Annotated in this window: 14 protein-coding genes; 7 read left to right on the forward strand and 7 right to left on the reverse strand. The window is 65.8% G+C overall.

Going from position 1 to position 16,015, the window contains the following annotated elements; genetic code table 11:
- Nucleotides 1–10: 10 nt before the first annotated feature.
- The 5 genes from AC1Q6P_RS22005 to AC1Q6P_RS22025 all read right to left on the reverse strand — a co-directional run bounded on the left by AC1Q6P_RS22005 (nucleotide 11) and on the right by AC1Q6P_RS22025 (nucleotide 4,177).
- Entirely contained in the window at nucleotides 11–2,323 is a 2,313-nt protein-coding gene (locus AC1Q6P_RS22005; protein WP_102767791.1) for a methyl-accepting chemotaxis protein, read from the reverse strand.
- A gap of 103 nt (nucleotides 2,324–2,426) precedes the next feature.
- A complete protein-coding gene (locus AC1Q6P_RS22010) occupies nucleotides 2,427–2,984 on the reverse strand; it encodes a chemotaxis protein CheW (RefSeq protein WP_492665977.1) in 558 nt (185 codons plus the stop codon).
- Between the two features lie 17 nt (nucleotides 2,985–3,001).
- On the reverse strand, nucleotides 3,002–3,367 hold the full coding sequence (locus AC1Q6P_RS22015; protein ID WP_102767793.1) for a response regulator: 366 nt from the start codon (nucleotides 3,365–3,367) through the stop codon (nucleotides 3,002–3,004).
- Nucleotides 3,368–3,522: 155 nt separating this feature from the next.
- Nucleotides 3,523–3,936 carry a response regulator gene (locus AC1Q6P_RS22020; protein WP_102767794.1) on the reverse strand — a complete coding sequence of 138 codons (414 nt, stop codon included), beginning with the start codon at nucleotides 3,934–3,936 and terminating at the stop codon, nucleotides 3,523–3,525.
- Between the two features lie 88 nt (nucleotides 3,937–4,024).
- Nucleotides 4,025–4,177: a rubredoxin gene (locus AC1Q6P_RS22025; RefSeq protein WP_102767795.1), complete on the reverse strand. Its 153-nt coding sequence runs from the start codon at nucleotides 4,175–4,177 to the stop codon at nucleotides 4,025–4,027.
- 280 nt (nucleotides 4,178–4,457) lie between these two features.
- On the opposite strand from AC1Q6P_RS22025, the gene thiD reads away from it, so the two are divergent.
- From thiD to AC1Q6P_RS22050, 5 genes are all read left to right on the forward strand, one after another.
- Nucleotides 4,458–5,432 (forward strand): bifunctional hydroxymethylpyrimidine kinase/phosphomethylpyrimidine kinase, encoded by a 975-nt coding sequence (gene thiD / locus AC1Q6P_RS22030; protein WP_102767796.1) that lies wholly within the window; start codon nucleotides 4,458–4,460, stop codon nucleotides 5,430–5,432.
- 73 nt (nucleotides 5,433–5,505) lie between these two features.
- Nucleotides 5,506–6,792, forward strand: coding sequence for a glutamate-1-semialdehyde 2,1-aminomutase (gene hemL / locus AC1Q6P_RS22035; protein WP_492665978.1), 1,287 nt, complete (start codon nucleotides 5,506–5,508; stop codon nucleotides 6,790–6,792).
- A 17-nt stretch (nucleotides 6,793–6,809) separates the two neighbouring features.
- Entirely contained in the window at nucleotides 6,810–7,484 is a 675-nt protein-coding gene (locus AC1Q6P_RS22040) for an HAD family hydrolase (RefSeq protein ID WP_492665979.1), read from the forward strand.
- A 57-nt stretch (nucleotides 7,485–7,541) separates the two neighbouring features.
- The gene (gene mpl, locus AC1Q6P_RS22045; RefSeq protein WP_492665984.1) at nucleotides 7,542–8,930 is read left to right on the forward strand and encodes a UDP-N-acetylmuramate:L-alanyl-gamma-D-glutamyl-meso-diaminopimelate ligase; all 1,389 of its coding nucleotides are present in this window, start codon (nucleotides 7,542–7,544) and stop codon (nucleotides 8,928–8,930) included.
- Nucleotides 8,931–8,976: 46 nt separating this feature from the next.
- Nucleotides 8,977–9,387, forward strand: coding sequence for a GNAT family N-acetyltransferase (locus AC1Q6P_RS22050; protein ID WP_492665980.1), 411 nt, complete (start codon nucleotides 8,977–8,979; stop codon nucleotides 9,385–9,387).
- Between the two features lie 2 nt (nucleotides 9,388–9,389).
- Here the strand turns inward: AC1Q6P_RS22050 and AC1Q6P_RS22055 are convergent, their stop codons facing one another.
- Nucleotides 9,390–10,400: a transporter gene (locus tag AC1Q6P_RS22055; protein WP_492665981.1), complete on the reverse strand. Its 1,011-nt coding sequence runs from the start codon at nucleotides 10,398–10,400 to the stop codon at nucleotides 9,390–9,392.
- A gap of 751 nt (nucleotides 10,401–11,151) precedes the next feature.
- Nucleotides 11,152–13,971, reverse strand: a complete 2,820-nt coding sequence (locus AC1Q6P_RS22060) for a zinc-dependent metalloprotease (protein WP_492665982.1) — start codon at nucleotides 13,969–13,971, stop codon at nucleotides 11,152–11,154.
- A 227-nt stretch (nucleotides 13,972–14,198) separates the two neighbouring features.
- Between AC1Q6P_RS22060 and AC1Q6P_RS22065 the strand changes: the two genes are divergently transcribed.
- The gene (locus AC1Q6P_RS22065) at nucleotides 14,199–14,825 is read left to right on the forward strand and encodes a YqiA/YcfP family alpha/beta fold hydrolase (RefSeq protein ID WP_492665983.1); all 627 of its coding nucleotides are present in this window, start codon (nucleotides 14,199–14,201) and stop codon (nucleotides 14,823–14,825) included.
- Nucleotides 14,826–15,010: 185 nt separating this feature from the next.
- Nucleotides 15,011–15,844, forward strand: coding sequence for an N-acyl amino acid synthase FeeM domain-containing protein (locus AC1Q6P_RS22070; RefSeq protein ID WP_102767804.1), 834 nt, complete (start codon nucleotides 15,011–15,013; stop codon nucleotides 15,842–15,844).
- Nucleotides 15,845–16,015: the final 171 nt, after the last annotated feature.

The raw sequence follows: 16,015 nt of genomic DNA on the forward strand, positions 1-16,015 counted from the left end.
GCTCCGCCTCTTAGGCGACCTTGAACCGAGCCACCGATTGCTTCAAAGCCTCGGCCGAACGGGACAGCTCGTGCACCATCTGTGCGGTCGAGCGCGTGCCTTCGCTGGTCTGTTCGGTCACGGCAAAAATGTGCTGGATGTTGGAAGCCACTTCATTGGCCGAGGCTGCTTCGCTGAGCGCCTGGCTGGAAATCTGCGCGATCAATTCGTCCAGGCGACGCGACACGGCGTCGATCTCTTCCAGGGCCTTGCCGGCCGCGTCGGACAGACGCGTACCCTGCACCACCCCGAGGGTCGAGCGCTCCATGGCGGCCACGGCGTCGTGGGTGTCGGTCTGAATGGTCTTGACCAGGGCAGCAATCCGGCGGGTGGCGTCGCCCGAGCGTTCCGCCAGGCGCTGCACTTCTTCCGCCACCACCGAGAAGCCGCGACCGGCTTCACCGGCCGAGGCGGCCTGGATGGCCGCATTCAGCGCCAGCACGTTGGTTTGTTCGGTAATGTCGGAGATCAGCTCGGTGATCTCGCCGATTTCTTGCGAGGACTCGCCCAGACGCTTGATGCGCTTGGAGGTTTCCTGGATGTGGTCGCGGATGGCGTTCATACCGCTGATGTTGTTCTGCATGGCCTGCAGACCCGACTCGGCCGCTTGACGCGACTGACGCGCCACTTCAGCGGTGGACTGGGCAGCGTTGGACACCTCGTTGATGCGCTCGGCCATCTGCAGCACGGCCTCACCGGTGGAACGGATCTCGTGCAGCTGTTCCTTGGAGGCGGCCAGCAGATCGGTCGAGGTCTGGTCAACCTGGCCGGTGGTGTCCGTCACCCGGGCGGCCGTGGCCTGCACCTGGCCGACCAGATTGCGCAGCTCTTCCACGGTGTAGTTCACCGAGTCGGCGATGGCGCCGGTGATGTCCTCGGTCACGGTCGCTTGCTGGGTCAGGTCACCTTCAGCGACCGATTGCAGCTCGTTCATCAAACGCAAAATTGCGGCCTGGTTGGCGTCGTTGACGCGCTTGGCTTCACGCTCCTGCGCCTTCGCCTCGCTCTCTTGGGCTTCCGCCAGCAGAGCCCGTTGCTTCTGATCCGCCACGTAGAGGCGCAGGAAGCCCAGCGAACCTGCCACCAACGCGCCCAGCGAGGCAATCATCAACAGGGCCAGCCACCAGCTCACGCCGCCGGCGGATTCCAACTCGAGGGCCAGGTCTTCCAGGCCTTTGCGCAGCGCCTCGCTGTCGCCCAGGATGCTCTTCTGGGCTTCACGCGAAGCCACCAGGCCTTGCAGATTGTCCAGAATGGCCTTGGCCTGGGTGCGGGTCTGCTCGTACTGCTTGAGCAAGGCGACCAGACGTTCGCGCAGCTGCGGGTCCTTGGCGCTGCTCAGGCGCAGCTCCGAGTTGCCGTTCAACAGGGCTTCGGCAATGAGCTTGAAGGAGTTCAAGTCCTTGCCCAGCAGGAACACGGCCTCGGGGCTCACGCCTTCCTGCGTCAGGAATTCGTTGGCGCTCTTGCCGATCCGCTGGGTCAGCATCACCAGCTGACCGGCGGCCGAGATTTCAGCGGCCGAACCGTTGCGTTGCAGCGATTCCGAGGCCACGGCCTCGGCGCTTTCCAGCAGATCACTGGATTGGCGGTTGATGGCGCGCAGGGCCTGGCCGACCTCGGTCAGCACCTTTTCCTGCGCCTGCACCACCTGGGCGTTCTTTTCAGCCCGCTCCACCAGAGGCTGAACGATATCCAGCACCGGCTGCACGCTGCCGGGGGCTGCGGCCAGCGGGCCGTCACCGGTGCGCAAATTGCCGATCACGCCGACCAGCACGCTGCCGCTCTCACGCAGTTCCGCAAACGCGCCCTGATTGCCCACCAGGGCGGTGGACACCGATTTGGCCATGCGCTGCGAGTGCATCAAGGCCTGACCGGCCGCACGCACCTGGGCCGAGCTGCGGCTGCCGCCGACCAGGCTCAGGCTGACGGTGACCGCGGTGCCCAGCAGGCCGGCCGCCACCAGGGCGGTCAGCAGGGTCTGGCGGCGGTTCTCGGCGCTCTTGGCCGGCTGCGGCTGTTCGGTCAGCGGGCCGTCGAGGGCGGCGCTGGTGGTGGCAAAGGTGCTGGTGCCGACCGCAGTTTCATCGAACTGCGTGGCGCCTTGCTGCTCGGTCGGCAGGGCCTCGGAGATGATGGAGGAGTTCGACAGCTGGCCTGGGCCGGTGTGCGACTGCGTGGACACCAGCACCGCACCGGAGGGCACGGAGTCCGCGGCCGCGTGCTCGTTCTGGCCTTCGGTTTCGTTCTTGCCCAGGTTTTTGATCTTGTCCAGGAAGCTCATCTCACCCTCGTGAATACGTTTGGAAGCCGATCCCACATGGATCGGCGTTGGCCGTGCCGCTGACTCTTGAGCCTAGCTCAAGGCGGGCTGTTTGCTTATCAGATCAAACCACGACTCGCAGGAACTGGTCGTGCTTGGACAGTGCCTCAAGATCGAGCACCTGCCAGCTGCGTCCCTCAGCGTCGAGCAGGCGCGGTCCGGCGAAACGCGGGCGTGCCCCGCCGTCCTCGGCCTGCGCCGGATCAGGGCTCAGCTGCTCATCGCCGCGCAGGCCCAGCAGGCGATCCACCAAGAGCGCGCAGTTGAGATTGAGCTCGGCATTGAGCGAGACCAGGCGAACCTGGGCCACATCCTGACGCGCTTCACTGCGCTGGGCACCGGATTCACGCAGGCCCAGGAACACCGCCAGATCGACGACGGTGAACAGGCCGCCGCGCAGATTGGCCACGCCCGCCAGCCAGGGCTGGGCATAGGGCAAGGGCCGCATAGGCACCGGCGTGAAGATCTCAGCCGCCTGGCGCAGCGAGAGCAGCAGGCCGACGCCTGCGCATTCGACCGCCAGCCAGCTGGCCGCCTGGGTCTCTTGATCGCGCGCCGCCTGCATGCGCTGCGCGAGGCGGGTCTGCAGATCGCGCAGGGCTTGCTTGTTGTTGCTACTCATGTCAGCGCCCTCGGGGCTCAGCCCAGGGCCTTGATCTTGGCCAGCAACTCCTCGGCCTTGACCGGCTTGACCACATAGTCACGCGCGCCCTGGCGCATGCCCCAGACCTTGTCGGTCTCCTGGTTCTTGCTGGTGCACATGATCACCGGCACGGCAGCAAAGCGCTCGTCGCGGGTGATGCTGCGGGTCAGCTGGAAGCCGTTCTGGCCGGGCATGACCACGTCCATCAGGATCAGGTCGGGCACTTCCTCGGCCAGGCGCTTCATCGCCTCTTCGCCGTTCTCGGCGGTTCGCACCAGATAACCGCGCTTGACCAGCATCTCGCTGAGCACATGCAACTCGGTCTTGGAATCATCGACCAGCAGGATTTTTTGTATCGGCATTTGGAATCCTCACGTCGCCGCGGCGGCAGCTTTTGCGCCTCGGCAACTCAACCGACGGACTTGTCGGCACACACAAGCTTGGACAACGGCAACAACAACGGTAACTACATCTACGTCCAGGTCCTTCAGGCCGCGCCCGTCAGACCCACACAAGCTCAGGCCGCGCGTCGATGGGACAGCACAGCCTGCAACAACTGGTCTTTGGTGAAGGGCTTGGTCAGGTAGTCTTGAGAGCCGACCATGCGCCCGCGCGCCTTGTCGAAGAGACCATCCTTGGACGACAGCATGATGACGGGCACCGCCGCGAACTGCGGATTGCGCTTGATGATGGCGCAGGTCTGGTAGCCGTCGAGGCGTGGCATCAGGATGTCGCAGAACACCAGATCCGGCTGGTAGTCGCTCAACTTGGCCAAGGCATCGAAGCCATCCTCGGCCAGCACGACTTCGTGCCCACCTTGCTTGAGGAAGATCTCCGCGCTGCGCCGGATGGTGTTGCTGTCGTCGATGACCAGCACTTTCGCGGCGCCGGCTGCGGCAGCTTGAAAGCCTTCAGGTACTTGTACGTTCAAGCCTTATCTCCTCACAGCGATGCCCGCAGGGCGGCTGCGCCACGGGCACGAGCAAACAGGTGGGAATGCGCTGCCTTGTGAGGCAGCGTCAGATGCGAACCATTTCGAAGTCTTCTTTGCGGGCGCCACACTCAGGGCAGGTCCAGTTCATATCGACATCGGCCCACAGCGTACCCGGTGCAATACCGTGCTCGGGATCCCCTGTGGTTTCGTCGTAGATCCAACCACAGATCAGGCACATCCAGGTACTAGCTTCGCTCACGATGGGTATAGGTTTGCTATCTACAATGCGAAGATTGTAGCCACGCCAACTGGGGCCGCCGGAGCGCTCCCGTCGGCAAGGACGCAACATCAGGATTCCCCTTGTCCCGCCCGTCACGAAAGCAGGCTAACGAATTCGTGACCAAGTCCTCAAAGACTGACCTGAGACCAAAGAAAGAGCTTGTCCAGCCCCTCGCCGCCTGCGGCCCGCCATTTGCATTTGCTTGCAATTTCTGTCCTCTGAACCCGCGCCGCACACCATGAATCACAAGACCGACACCCCCAGCGCCGCCGATCCGACGGCGCCCGCCGACGAGCAGGAGCCGCAAGCCCCGGCCTGCGTCTTGAGCTTCAATGCCAGCGACGCCAGCGGCGCCGGTGGCCTGGCCGGCGACATCGCCACCATCGCCGCCATGGGCGCGCACTGCCTGCCGGTGGTCAGCGCCATCGTGCTGCGCGACACGGCCGAGGTGTTCGAGCACCACACCCTGGACCCCGACACCATCGCCGAGCAGGCCCGCCTGATTCTGGAAGATGTGCAGATCAGCGCCTGGAAGGTCGGCTTTCTGGGCAGCGCCGAGGGCGTGAGCGCCGTGGCCGAGGTGCTGTCGGACTACCCCGACGTGCCCCTGGTCGCCTACCTGCCCAATGTGTCCTGGCTCGACGAAGAGCAGCAGGCCAGCTATCTGGATGCCTTCCGCGAGCTGGTGCTGCCGCAGACCCATGTGCTGGTCGGCAACCACAAGACCTTGAGCGACTTCCTGCTGCCCGACTGGGACGCCGATCGCCCGGCCTCACCGCGCGAGCTGGCCGTGGCCGCCGGCCAGCATGGCACGGCCCATGTGCTGGTCACCGGCATCCAGCTGCCCAATCAGTTTGTCGACAATGTGCTGGCCACGCCGGCCGGCCCGGTGACGGGCGAGAAGTTCGAGCGCTTCGAAGTCAACTTCGTCGGCGCCGGTGACACGCTCTCGGCCGGCCTGGCCGCCCTGCTCTCGGTCGGCGCCGAAATCCACTCGGCCGTCGGCGAGGCCTTGTCCTTTCTGGACCAGGCCCTGGATGGCGGTTTCCGCCCCGGCATGGGCAATGTCGTTCCCGACCGCTTCTTCTGGGCCCTGCCGCCCAGCGAAGAGGAAGAAGCCGCCATGGCCGCCGAAGCTGCCGGCCATGCCAGCACCCCCACCCTGACCCTGGACGAGCCCGCACCGGGCCGTCCGCCGCGCCGCATGCACTGAAACCTGTGCCTGCTGGCACCGAAGCCCATGGCCCCGATCGGGGCCGTCTTTTCGTTCGCCGAGCCTCATCAAGATGTCCAAGAACCAAGCTTTGTTCGAACGCGCCCAGCGCGTGATCCCCGGTGGCGTGAACTCGCCGGTGCGCGCCTTCCGCGCGGTCGGCGGCACGCCGCGCTTCATCACCCGCGGCGATGGCGCCTACATTTTCGATGCCGAAGGCCAGCGCTACATCGACTACATCGGCTCCTGGGGCCCGATGATCCTCGGCCACGGCCACCCGGCCGTGCTGGAAGCGGTCACCAAGGCCGCACAAGAGGGCTTCTCCTTTGGCGCGCCGACCGAGCGTGAGATCGAGCTGGCCGAAGAGATCCTGAAGCTGGTGCCCAGCATGGAGCAGGTGCGCCTGGTGTCCTCGGGCACCGAGGCGACCATGAGCGCCATCCGCCTGGCGCGCGGCGCCACCGGCCGCAGCAAGTTCATCAAGTTCGAGGGCTGCTACCACGGCCACACCGACGCGCTGCTGGTCAAGGCAGGGTCAGGTCTTGCCACCTTCGGCCACCCGACCAGCGCCGGCGTGCCGGCCGAGGTGGCCCAGCACACCCTGGTGCTGGAGTTCAACCATCTGGCCCAGCTGGAAGAAGCCTTTGCCCTGCACGGCAAGGAACTGGCCTGCGTGATCATCGAGCCGATCGCCGGCAATATGAACTTCGTGCGCACCCAGACGGCGTACATGAAGCGCCTGCGAGAGCTCTGCACCGAACACGGCGCCCTGCTGGTGCTGGACGAGGTGATGACCGGCTTCCGCGTCGGTCTGCACAGCGCCCAAGGCCATTACGCCAGCCTGATCCCCGGCTTCAAGCCCGACATCAGCGTGTTTGGCAAGGTCATCGGCGGCGGCATGCCCCTGGCCGCCTTCGGCGCCAGCCGCGACATCATGAAGCACCTGGCCCCGCTGGGCGGCGTCTACCAGGCCGGCACCCTGAGCGGCAACCCGGTGGCCACCGCCTGCGGCCTGGCCACGCTGCGCGAGATCCAGAAGCCCGGTTTCTTCGAAGACCTATCGGCCAAGACGCGCCGCCTGGTCGATGGCTTGGCGGCCGTCGCGAAAGACAACGGCGTGCCCTTCAGCGTCGATTGCCAAGGCGGCATGTTCGGCTTCTTCCTGATGGACCAGCTGCCGCAGGAATACCAGACCGTGATGACCACCGACAAGGAGCGCTTCAACCGCTTCTTCCACGCCATGCTGGACGCCGGCATCTATCTGGCCCCGGCGCTGTATGAAGCCGGCTTTGTCTCCGCCGCCCACAGTGAGGCCGACATCCAGGCCACGCTGGACGCCGCTCGCCACGCCCTGCGCTGATCTCAGCGCCCCCTGTCATGCCGCACACCGGCCGCCGCTTCACCGCGGCCATCTTTGATATGGATGGCCTGCTGCTCGATTCCGAGCGGCCCATCCGTGACGCCTGGCTGCGCCAGAGTGCGGCCGCTGGCACCCCACTCAGCGAAGCCGACTATCTGCAGACCGTGGGCATCAACCGCCGCGACAGCCTGCGGGTGCTGAGCGATATGTTGGGCTCGCACGCCATCGCCGAGGCCATGTACGAGGCGGTGGACCGCGAGGTCGAGGTGCAGTTCCAGGGCCAGGGCTTTGCCTTGCGCCCCGGTGCGCTGGCGCTGCTTCAGGCGCTACAAGCGCGCCGCGTGCCCTGCGCGGTGGCCTCCTCCACCCGCCATGCCGAGGTGCTGCGGCGCCTGGGCCGGGCCGGTTTGCTGGGCTTTTTCGGCCCCATCCACGGCGGCGACCAGGTCGCACGCGGCAAGCCCCACCCCGACCTGTTCGAGCTGGCCGCGCGCAGCCTGGGCTGCCCGCCCGAGCAGACCCTGGTGTTTGAAGACTCCAGCTTCGGCGCCCGCGGGGCGCTGACCGCGGGCGCCGGTGTGGTGCTGGTGCCCGATCTCAAATCCCCGGACCCCGAGATCGCACCGCGCTGCCTGGTGCTGAACTCGCTCGAAGACGCCCTGCCCCTGAGCGAAGCGTGGTTCATGGCCTGAACCATTGCCGCACGAGCTACGCTCGCACCCCGTTTCTGACGATTGACGATCACGACCATGCACATCCACATCCTCGGCATCTGCGGCACTTTCATGGGTGGCCTGGCCGCCCTGGCGCGCGAGGCGGGCCACCGCGTCACCGGCTGCGATGCCAATGTCTACCCGCCGATGAGCGATCAGCTGCAAGCCCTGGGCATTGAGCTGACCCAAGGCTTTGGCGCCGAGCAGATGGCGCTGAAGCCCGATGTGTTCGTGATCGGCAATGTGGTCACGCGCGGCGAGAAGTTCCCGCTGATGGAAGCCATCCTCGACGCTGGCGCCGCCTACACCAGCGGCCCGCAATGGCTGGCCGAGCATGTGCTGCAGGGCCGCCATGTGCTGGCCGTCGCCGGCACGCACGGCAAGACCAGCACCACCTCGATGCTGGCCTGGATCCTTGAACACGCCGGCCTGCAGCCAGGTTTTCTGGTCGGCGGTGTGCCGCAGAACTTTGGCGTCAGCGCCAAGCTCGGTTCGGGTCCTGCATTCGTGATTGAGGCGGACGAATACGACACGGCTTTCTTCGACAAGCGCAGCAAGTTCGTGCACTACCGCCCGCGCACGGCCGTGCTGAACAACCTTGAGTACGACCACGCCGACATCTTCCCCGACCTGGCCGCCATCGAGACCCAGTTCCACCACCTGGTGCGCACCGTGCCGGCCAGCGGCCGTATCGTGCTCAATGCCCGCGAAGAGGCGCTGCAGCGCGTGCTCAGCCGCGGCTGCTGGAGCGAGGTGCAGCGATTCGGGGCTCGCAAGGAAGAAAGCGGCGCCCTGCGCGCGCGCGGCGAACCGCAGGCCTTCGATGTGCTGCGCGGCAGCCTCAAGGTGGCGCGGGTCGAGTGGTCGTTGATCGGCGAGCACAACCAGCTCAACGCCCTGGCCGCCATCGCCGCCGCCGAGCACCTGGGCGTGACGCCCGAGCAGAGTGCCGCCGCCCTGACCGAATTCAAGAACGTGCGCCGCCGCATGGAACTGCGCGGCGAAGTCACCGTTGCCGGGGGCAGCATCAAGGTCTACGACGACTTCGCCCACCACCCCACCGCGATCCGCACCACGGTGGACGGCCTGCGCCGCCGCATCGCACCGGCGGAGCGCATCCTGGCCATTTTCGAGCCGCGCTCCAACACCATGAAGCTGGGCACCATGAAGGCGCAGCTGCCTTGGGCCCTGGAGGCCGCCGACCTGAGCTTCTGCCACCAGGACGGCCTGGGCTGGGACGCCGCCGAGGCCCTGGCGCCGATGGGCACGCAAGCCGTCGTGACGGCGAATATCGACGCATTGATCGCTGCGGTGCTCAAGGCCGCCCGCCCGGGCGACCACCTGCTGTGCATGAGCAATGGCGGCTTCGGCGGCATTCACGACAAGCTGCTGGCGGCCCTGGCCGAGCGCGCCGCCCGCAGCTGAGGTGGGCTTGCGACTGCGCGCAGCTTGCCGCGCCGATGTGGGCGCCATGTTCCACATCCGAGCGCACACGCAGGACAACGCCATCTCATCCGAGAGACTGGCCGAACTGGGCATCACGCCGGCCACGCTGGGCGCGGCCTTCGATGACGGCGCGGTCTGCGGCTGGCTGGCCGTCGATGACGAAGCTCAGGCCGTCGGCTTTTGCAATGTGGACCCGGCCAGCGGTGAAGTGCTGGTGCTGGCTGTGCTGTCGGGCCAGGAAGGCCAAGGCGTGGGGCGCGCCTTGCTGGAGGCGGCGGTGACTCATTTGCAATCGGTGGGCAGCCCACCGCCTTGGCTGATGGCCGGCGTCAATCCAGCACTGCGCGCGCATGGCTTCTACCGCGCCCAGGGCTGGAGGCCCAGCGGCCGGCGTGATGCGCAGGGCGACGAAGAACTGCGCCTCGACACGGACTGAGCTCAGTCGCGCTTGCGGAAGGCCCACCAACCCGCCACCGCCGTGAACAGCAGCACCAGCACGGCCAGGATGGCAAAGCCATGCGGGTGGTCGGACAGCGGCACGCCGCCCACATTCATGCCGAACATGCCGGCCATGATGTTGATCGGCAAGGCCAGCACGGTCACCACGGTCAAGGTGAAGACGCTGCGGTTGGTCTGTTCCCCCACCTGGGCGGCCATTTCTTCTTGCAGCAATTTGATGCGCTCCTGCAGCGCGGCCATGTCGCGGATCACCAAAGAGAACTCCTCGGTTGCCTGACGCAGCTCATCCAGATCCTGAGGCACCACCCAGGGCGGCGGCAGGCGCAGCAGCCGGAACAAGGCACCGGGTTCCGGCGCCAGCAGGCGCTGCAGCCGCACCAGCACCCGGCGCAGCTGGCCGAGCTCGCTGCGCTTGGCTTGCAGACGGCCGGCAAGCAGGCTGTCCTCGATGGCATCGACGCGCACCGTCGCATCACGCACGATGCGCACCAGCACATCGCCCTGGTCACGGAACAGGTGGTTGAGCAGGGCGACAGTGGAGTCGAAATGCGCGCCCATCTTGACCGCCTCGCGCAGCCGGTCGATGGAACGCAGCGGATGGCTGCGCGCGCTGACCGCCACCTGCGGGCTGACATTGACCCAGAGCGTGGCGATCTCGGACGGGTCGAAGGCAAACTCGTAGGCCACATCGTTGACCACGGCGATCAGATGATCGTCGGCATCTTCGATGCGGGTGGAGCGCGAGCCTTGGCGCAAAGTCTCGAAGAACTCGGGCGGCAAACTCAGATGCGATTGCATCCAGGCCTGGGCCGAGGCATCGGTGAGATTGAAGTGCAGCCAAATGAATTCGGCACTGCTGGCGCGCGCGTCCTGGTCGCCCAGCCAGCGCAAAGCCTCAGCCAAGCCAATCGCCCGCCCCGCTTGGCCCGGTGCCAGCACAAAGCCGCAAATCAGGGCGCTGTCCTGATGTGTACCGAAACTGAAACTCATACCGACGGCCCTCCCCTGTCTCCGCTGCGGGCGCGATTGTGCGTCATGGAGATGTCAGGGCTGCTGTGGCGGGTGTTGGCACATTGCGGACCTCCGCTGTCTTGATTTTTCTCGCTGCGGTGTCTCGTCCCGCCGCCGGGCTCATGGTTCGCGGGTCGGCTCTGCGAGCCGACTCCCCTCGGTGCTCACTCCGCGGCTCAGCGGCGCCAATCTCCCTCCGTTCGCTGCGCTCACTGTGGTCAAACAGTGGCGCCGAGTCAGCGCTTGAAGCGCGTGGATACACGCGCCTGAGCCTCTCCGCTGCGCCCTCGGCCGCGCACAAATCGCCCGTCGGCGAGCCGAGCCACCTTCGGATGTGGCGCGCTCCACCGTTGATGGGGCACTTCGCCCGCGATGCAGGCGCCCTGCAGCCCGTGCCGCTGCCGGGCGATTTGTGCCGGGCCGAGCAGCACAGCGCCTCGGGGCGCGCGCGTACTCGCGCGCCTCAAGCGCTGACTCGGTGCCCCTTGTCTGAACGCAATGAGCGAAGCGAATGAAGTGAGATGGGCACCGGCCCAGAGGCGCGAGCAGCGCAGGGAAGTCGGCCCGCCAGGGCCGACCCCGGGACCATGAGCCCGGTGGCGGCAGGGGCTGCAGGGCCTCACGAGCAAAACCAAAGGCGGCCTCATGCCGATTACCGTCAAAAGCAGTCGCACAAAAAAAGGCCGGCGCCCTTCGGCGCCGGCCTTGTTCGTCAAGAACTGATGTCAGATCAGGAGCGCGACATCGAGGCCTTGAGGGCGCTGTTCAGCGTGTCCAGGCTTTCGGCCAGGTGGGCACGGGTCTCGACGGTTTGTCCGCCCTTGGCCACGGCGGCGCGCAGCTCGGCGGCCAAGTTGTTGGCTTGCAGTCGGGCCAGAGCGTAGGCATCGGCCATCTGGCCCGAGGCGCCGCCGCCTTTGGTCAGGATGGCTTGCAGGCGCTTCAGGTGCTCGCGCTGCAGATTGCGGCGCAGGCGGTCGATCTCGCTGCCACTCTTGAGCTCGCTCCAGATCGCGCTTTGCAAGGTGGCATAGACCTCGTTGAGCGAAATCAGGCCCTTGCGCTGGGCTTCCGGCACATAGGCCGGCATGTCCATCAGGCGCAGCGCCGTGTTCTGGCTCAGCAGGCGATCCAGCGCCACCAGCTGCACACGAGCCACCGAGGCCGGCACGTTCAGCGGGCCGCCACGTTCCCACTCGTTGTAGTCGATGGTCAGCGTGGACAGGAACTCGGGCTTGAACTTGAAGCTGTCCGCGCTGAACAGGCCACTGGCCAGGAACTGCAGGGCCTCGCGCTGCTTGGCGGGCTCGACCGGCTTGAAGCTGGCACGGCCGGTGCTGCCGGGCAGATCACGCAGGGCGTGCATGCCGCCGACGTACTTGCCCACCAACTCGGCGGCGCGGAAGAGCTGGTTGAAACCGCTCATCAGCGCACGACGCTGGCGCAAGGGATCCTCACCGGCTTCGGGCTTGCGGTCCTGCACGCGGGTCCACAGTTCCTTGGACAGCTTCAGACGCTTCTTGTAGTAAGCCAGCGGGTCATCGCCCAGGTCGAAGCGGTTGGCCAGCGGGTCCATGCCGTCGTAGGGGCCGAAGCCGCCGGCATCGGCGTCATCGGCATAGGCCAGGGCTGGCTCGGTGCTGCGGCTGGCGATCTTGGCCAGCTCGGCGGCTTCGTTCTCGACGCTGATGGGCTTGTAGGCGTACTCGATGGCCCAGTAGTCGTAGGCACCCAGGGTGGTGTTGTTGAAGGTGGTCGGGGCCTCGCCCTTGAGTGCCAGGTTGTAGGCGTTGTAGTCCATCACCGAGCCGGAGATGCCGTGGGCATCGGTGTAGGTCTTGTCGGCCAGCTGCTTCTGGGTGACGGTGGTCGAGGCCTTGAAGTTGTGCTTCAGGCCCAGGGTGTGACCCACCTCATGCATGATGGTGTCCTTGATGACCGCTGCCACAAAGGCCTCGGCCTCGGGGCTGTCGGGCGCGATGTCGCCGCGCGCTTCCAGCACATCGAGAGCGAAGTTCATCTCGGAGGCTGCGTCATGGGCGTAGGTGCACAGCGCCTCATGGGCGCCATGGCGGTGGCCCGGCAAAGCAGCCAGCGGCTGAGCCGCGGCGCCCGTGGCCACGTCTTCCACGATCATGCGGCGTGAGCCACGCGAGAACACATCGCTCATGCCGATGTCGGCATCGAGGATCTCACCGCTGCGCGGGTCAGCATGGCTGGGGCCGATGGCAAAGCCCACATCGGCACCGACGAACCAGCGGATGGAGGCATGGCCGGCATCCATATTGTCCCAATCGGCGTCGTCAGGCTGCTGCTTGGCGACGACGGCGTTCTTGAAGCCGATCTTCTCGAAGGCCTTGTTCCATTCCACGATGCCCGCCTCAACCGCAGGTCGGTACTTGACCGGGATGTTCTTGTCCATCCAGTACGTGATGGGCTGCACCGGTTCGCTCAGCGCAGCGGACGGGTCCTTCTTCTCCAGGCGCCAGCGCTTGATGTAGTGCACACGGGCATTGGCCTTCTTGTCGTCACCGAGGTCGGTGAAGGACTCCATGAAGTGACCCAGGCGCGGATCGCTCAGACGCGGGCGCATGGCAGTCTCGGGCAGGGCCGCAAAGCTGTAGACGAAGCTGACGAACAGGCTGCGCGGATCGGGCGTGGCCTGCGGCGGCGTGGGCATGGGCACCGGGGTCGGTGTCAGCGGCGGAGCCGGAATGCGCGGTGTCGAGAAGTGCATGCGCGCGGTCAGCGTGCTCAGCTTCGCATCGGCACGGCTGGCTTCGATGAAGGAGTTGGCGCGGTCCGGGGCGAAAGGCAGGCGGTAAGCGCCTTCCAGGCGGGTGGACAGGCCCGGGATATCGCCGAGGAACATGCTGGCGTCGACCAGCACCGATTTGCGCTCGGGGTGCTCCGCACTGGCCACCGTGCCAGAGGCCAGCAGGCTGGGCGAGAAGGCCTGGGCCACCGCGGCCTTGCCGCCGCCTTCGCCACGGAAGGCGGTGTTCAATGCCACCAACTGGATCTGGTTGCCGATGCGACGCCATTCGACCATCTGGTCCATGCCCATCTGGCTGGCGTAGAGGCCGCGCTCACCGATGGCATTGGCCACATTGACGGTGAACAGGAAGGGCTTGCCGATCTTGTCCTTGGGCAGTTCCAGCCAGACTTTCTCGTCCTTGCGCCAGATCGGGAACAGACCGTCCTGGACCTTGGCGTCCTTGATGATGTCGGCAAATGGCTTGGGCGCGCTGGGATCAGCCGGCGGACGGGCGCCAGCCGCTGCGGCCGGTGCCGCGGCGCCGGGTGCAGCCGGTGCGGCCGCTGTAGCCGTGCTGCCCGCCGCGGGCGCTGGCGTTGCGGCCGGCGTCGCAGCTGCAGCGGGAGACGGTGGGGCACCGGCGCTGCCGCTCGGAGGGGTGGTGGTGGCGCAGGCGCTGAGCACCGCCACGGCGGCGGCCAGCGTCGACAGCTTCAAGGCAGAGCGCACGGGGGCGCGGTGCGTCGTCGTCACCAGCGCAGCGGGCTGGACGTCTTGTTTCGGAATGGACATGCAACAAATCCTTGGCGCGAAGGCGCAACGAGAGAGATTGAGTGTCGCGCGGCCGCAGAAAACGAGAGGCTGTGCCAGCATGGAAACCGGCCCCGAGGGGCCTCAGGCCCGACCCGCAGCGGCGCGAAGCGCGCAACTGTGTCCTGTCATCTGCCTGTCGTCAATGGCTGAGCGATGCCACCGCATGCGGGTAAACACGGATCGGGCTGCGACCTACACTCAGACGCATGTCCATCGCTTCCGATCCAGCCGGCTCAGGCACTGAAACGCCACGCCGCAGCCACCTGCTCTACCTTCATGGCTTTCGCTCCTCGCCACGCTCGGCCAAGGCGGTGCGCATGCAGACCTGGGTGGCAGCCCATCGACCCGACCTTCATTTCGCCTGCCCGCAACTGCCGCCCTCGCCACGTGCGGCATTCGCACTGCTGCAAACCTTGACGCAAGACTGGCCGGCAGAACGATCGGCCGTCATGGGCAGCTCCTTGGGGGGCTTCTACACCAGTGCCTTGATCCAGGATCGCCCGGGCTGGCGCGCCGTCGTGATCAACCCCGCCGTCGACCCGGCTCGCGATCTGGCGGCCTATATCGGCGAGCAAAGCTGCTGGCAGGATCCGGCGGAACGCTTTTTCTTCCAGCCTGAGTTCGTCGATGAATTGCGCACACTGCGGCCGGAGCGTTTGCTAAACCCAGAGCGTTGCCTCGCCGTGGTGGCCAAGGGTGATGAGCTGCTGGACTGGCGTGAAATGCAGGCCCGCTATGCCGCGGGGCCGATCCAGCTCTTGGAAGGCAGCGACCATGGCCTCAGCGATTTTGAAGACCATCTGGAAGGCTTGGTCCGCTTCCTCCAGCTCTGACGCCTAAATCACACTGACAACTTGAATCAAACTAGAGATCGATACTGAGTCAAATTGCACGGAATTTGTGTAAGGTGACCGATATTTGGAGACAATCCTCGCCCCAAGGTCGCAAGTCTTCGGAATGAGCCTGGCGCGAACGCTCAGTCGCCAGGTTGCACGTGAGAGCACAAGGAAGTAGTACTTTGCAAGGCGACACCATCATTGGCGTGACGTTCGAGTCACCACACAAACTGCAATCGCTGCTGCCTGAGTTGCTGCAGAGCGAGGTGGCTGGCAATGGGGTGGAGATCAATCAGCGGCTGTTCAAGATCCGCAACGCCGATTCGTCAGGTCGCCGCAGTTCCGCCAGCGTGCTGATCCAGCGCCGCTATGCCTCGCGCGGCTACATCGCCAGCGACCTGCCCGAGGAAGCCGAACCACAACGCATCACCTTGGTGGCCAGTGACGCTGAAGTCATCATCGGCACCATCACCATTGGCTTTGATTCGCCGGCCGGCCTCAATGTCGATGAAACCTTCGGCCACGAAACCGATGCCCTGCGAGCCGAGCGTCGCAACATCTGTGAGTTCACCAAGCTGGCGGTGGACAACGTTTCCAAGTCCAAGCGCGTGCTGGCCTCGCTGTTTCATGTCGCCTACATCTACGCCCACCGGCTGATGGGCTTCGACAGTCTGCTGATCGAGGTCAATCCCCGCCACGTGCGTTTCTATCAAGCCATGCTGGGCTTCAAGGTCCTGACCGGCCAACGCCAAAACCCACGCGTCAACGCACCGGCAGTTCTGATGTGCTTGGATTTTGCCTATGTGCAGGAGCAAATCGCCAATCTGGGCGGCCGCCCCGAACTGTCACTCGAAGTGCGCTCGCTCTACCCCTACTTCCTGTCCATCGCCGAGGAAGCCAATATCGTCGGCCGTCTGAGCCGCGCCCATCAGGACATCGAGAGCCTGCGCGCCGCCACCAGCAAGGACGATTACCCCGATCTCGAAGGGGACACCGTTACCGGTGAGTTCCTCTGACCCTGCGGCGCGCATGCGCTCGTGCGGCCTGCACGCCGACTGAAGGGCGGATTGCGGCACATTGCGGACTTCCGCTGTCTTGATTGATCTTTCTCGCTGCGGTGTCTCGTCCCGCCGCCGGACTCATGGTTCGCGGGTCGGCTCTGCGAGCCGACTTCCCTCGCTGCTCGC

The sequence above is a fragment of the Roseateles sp. GW835-FHT13E02 genome (genome assembly GCF_058794035.1).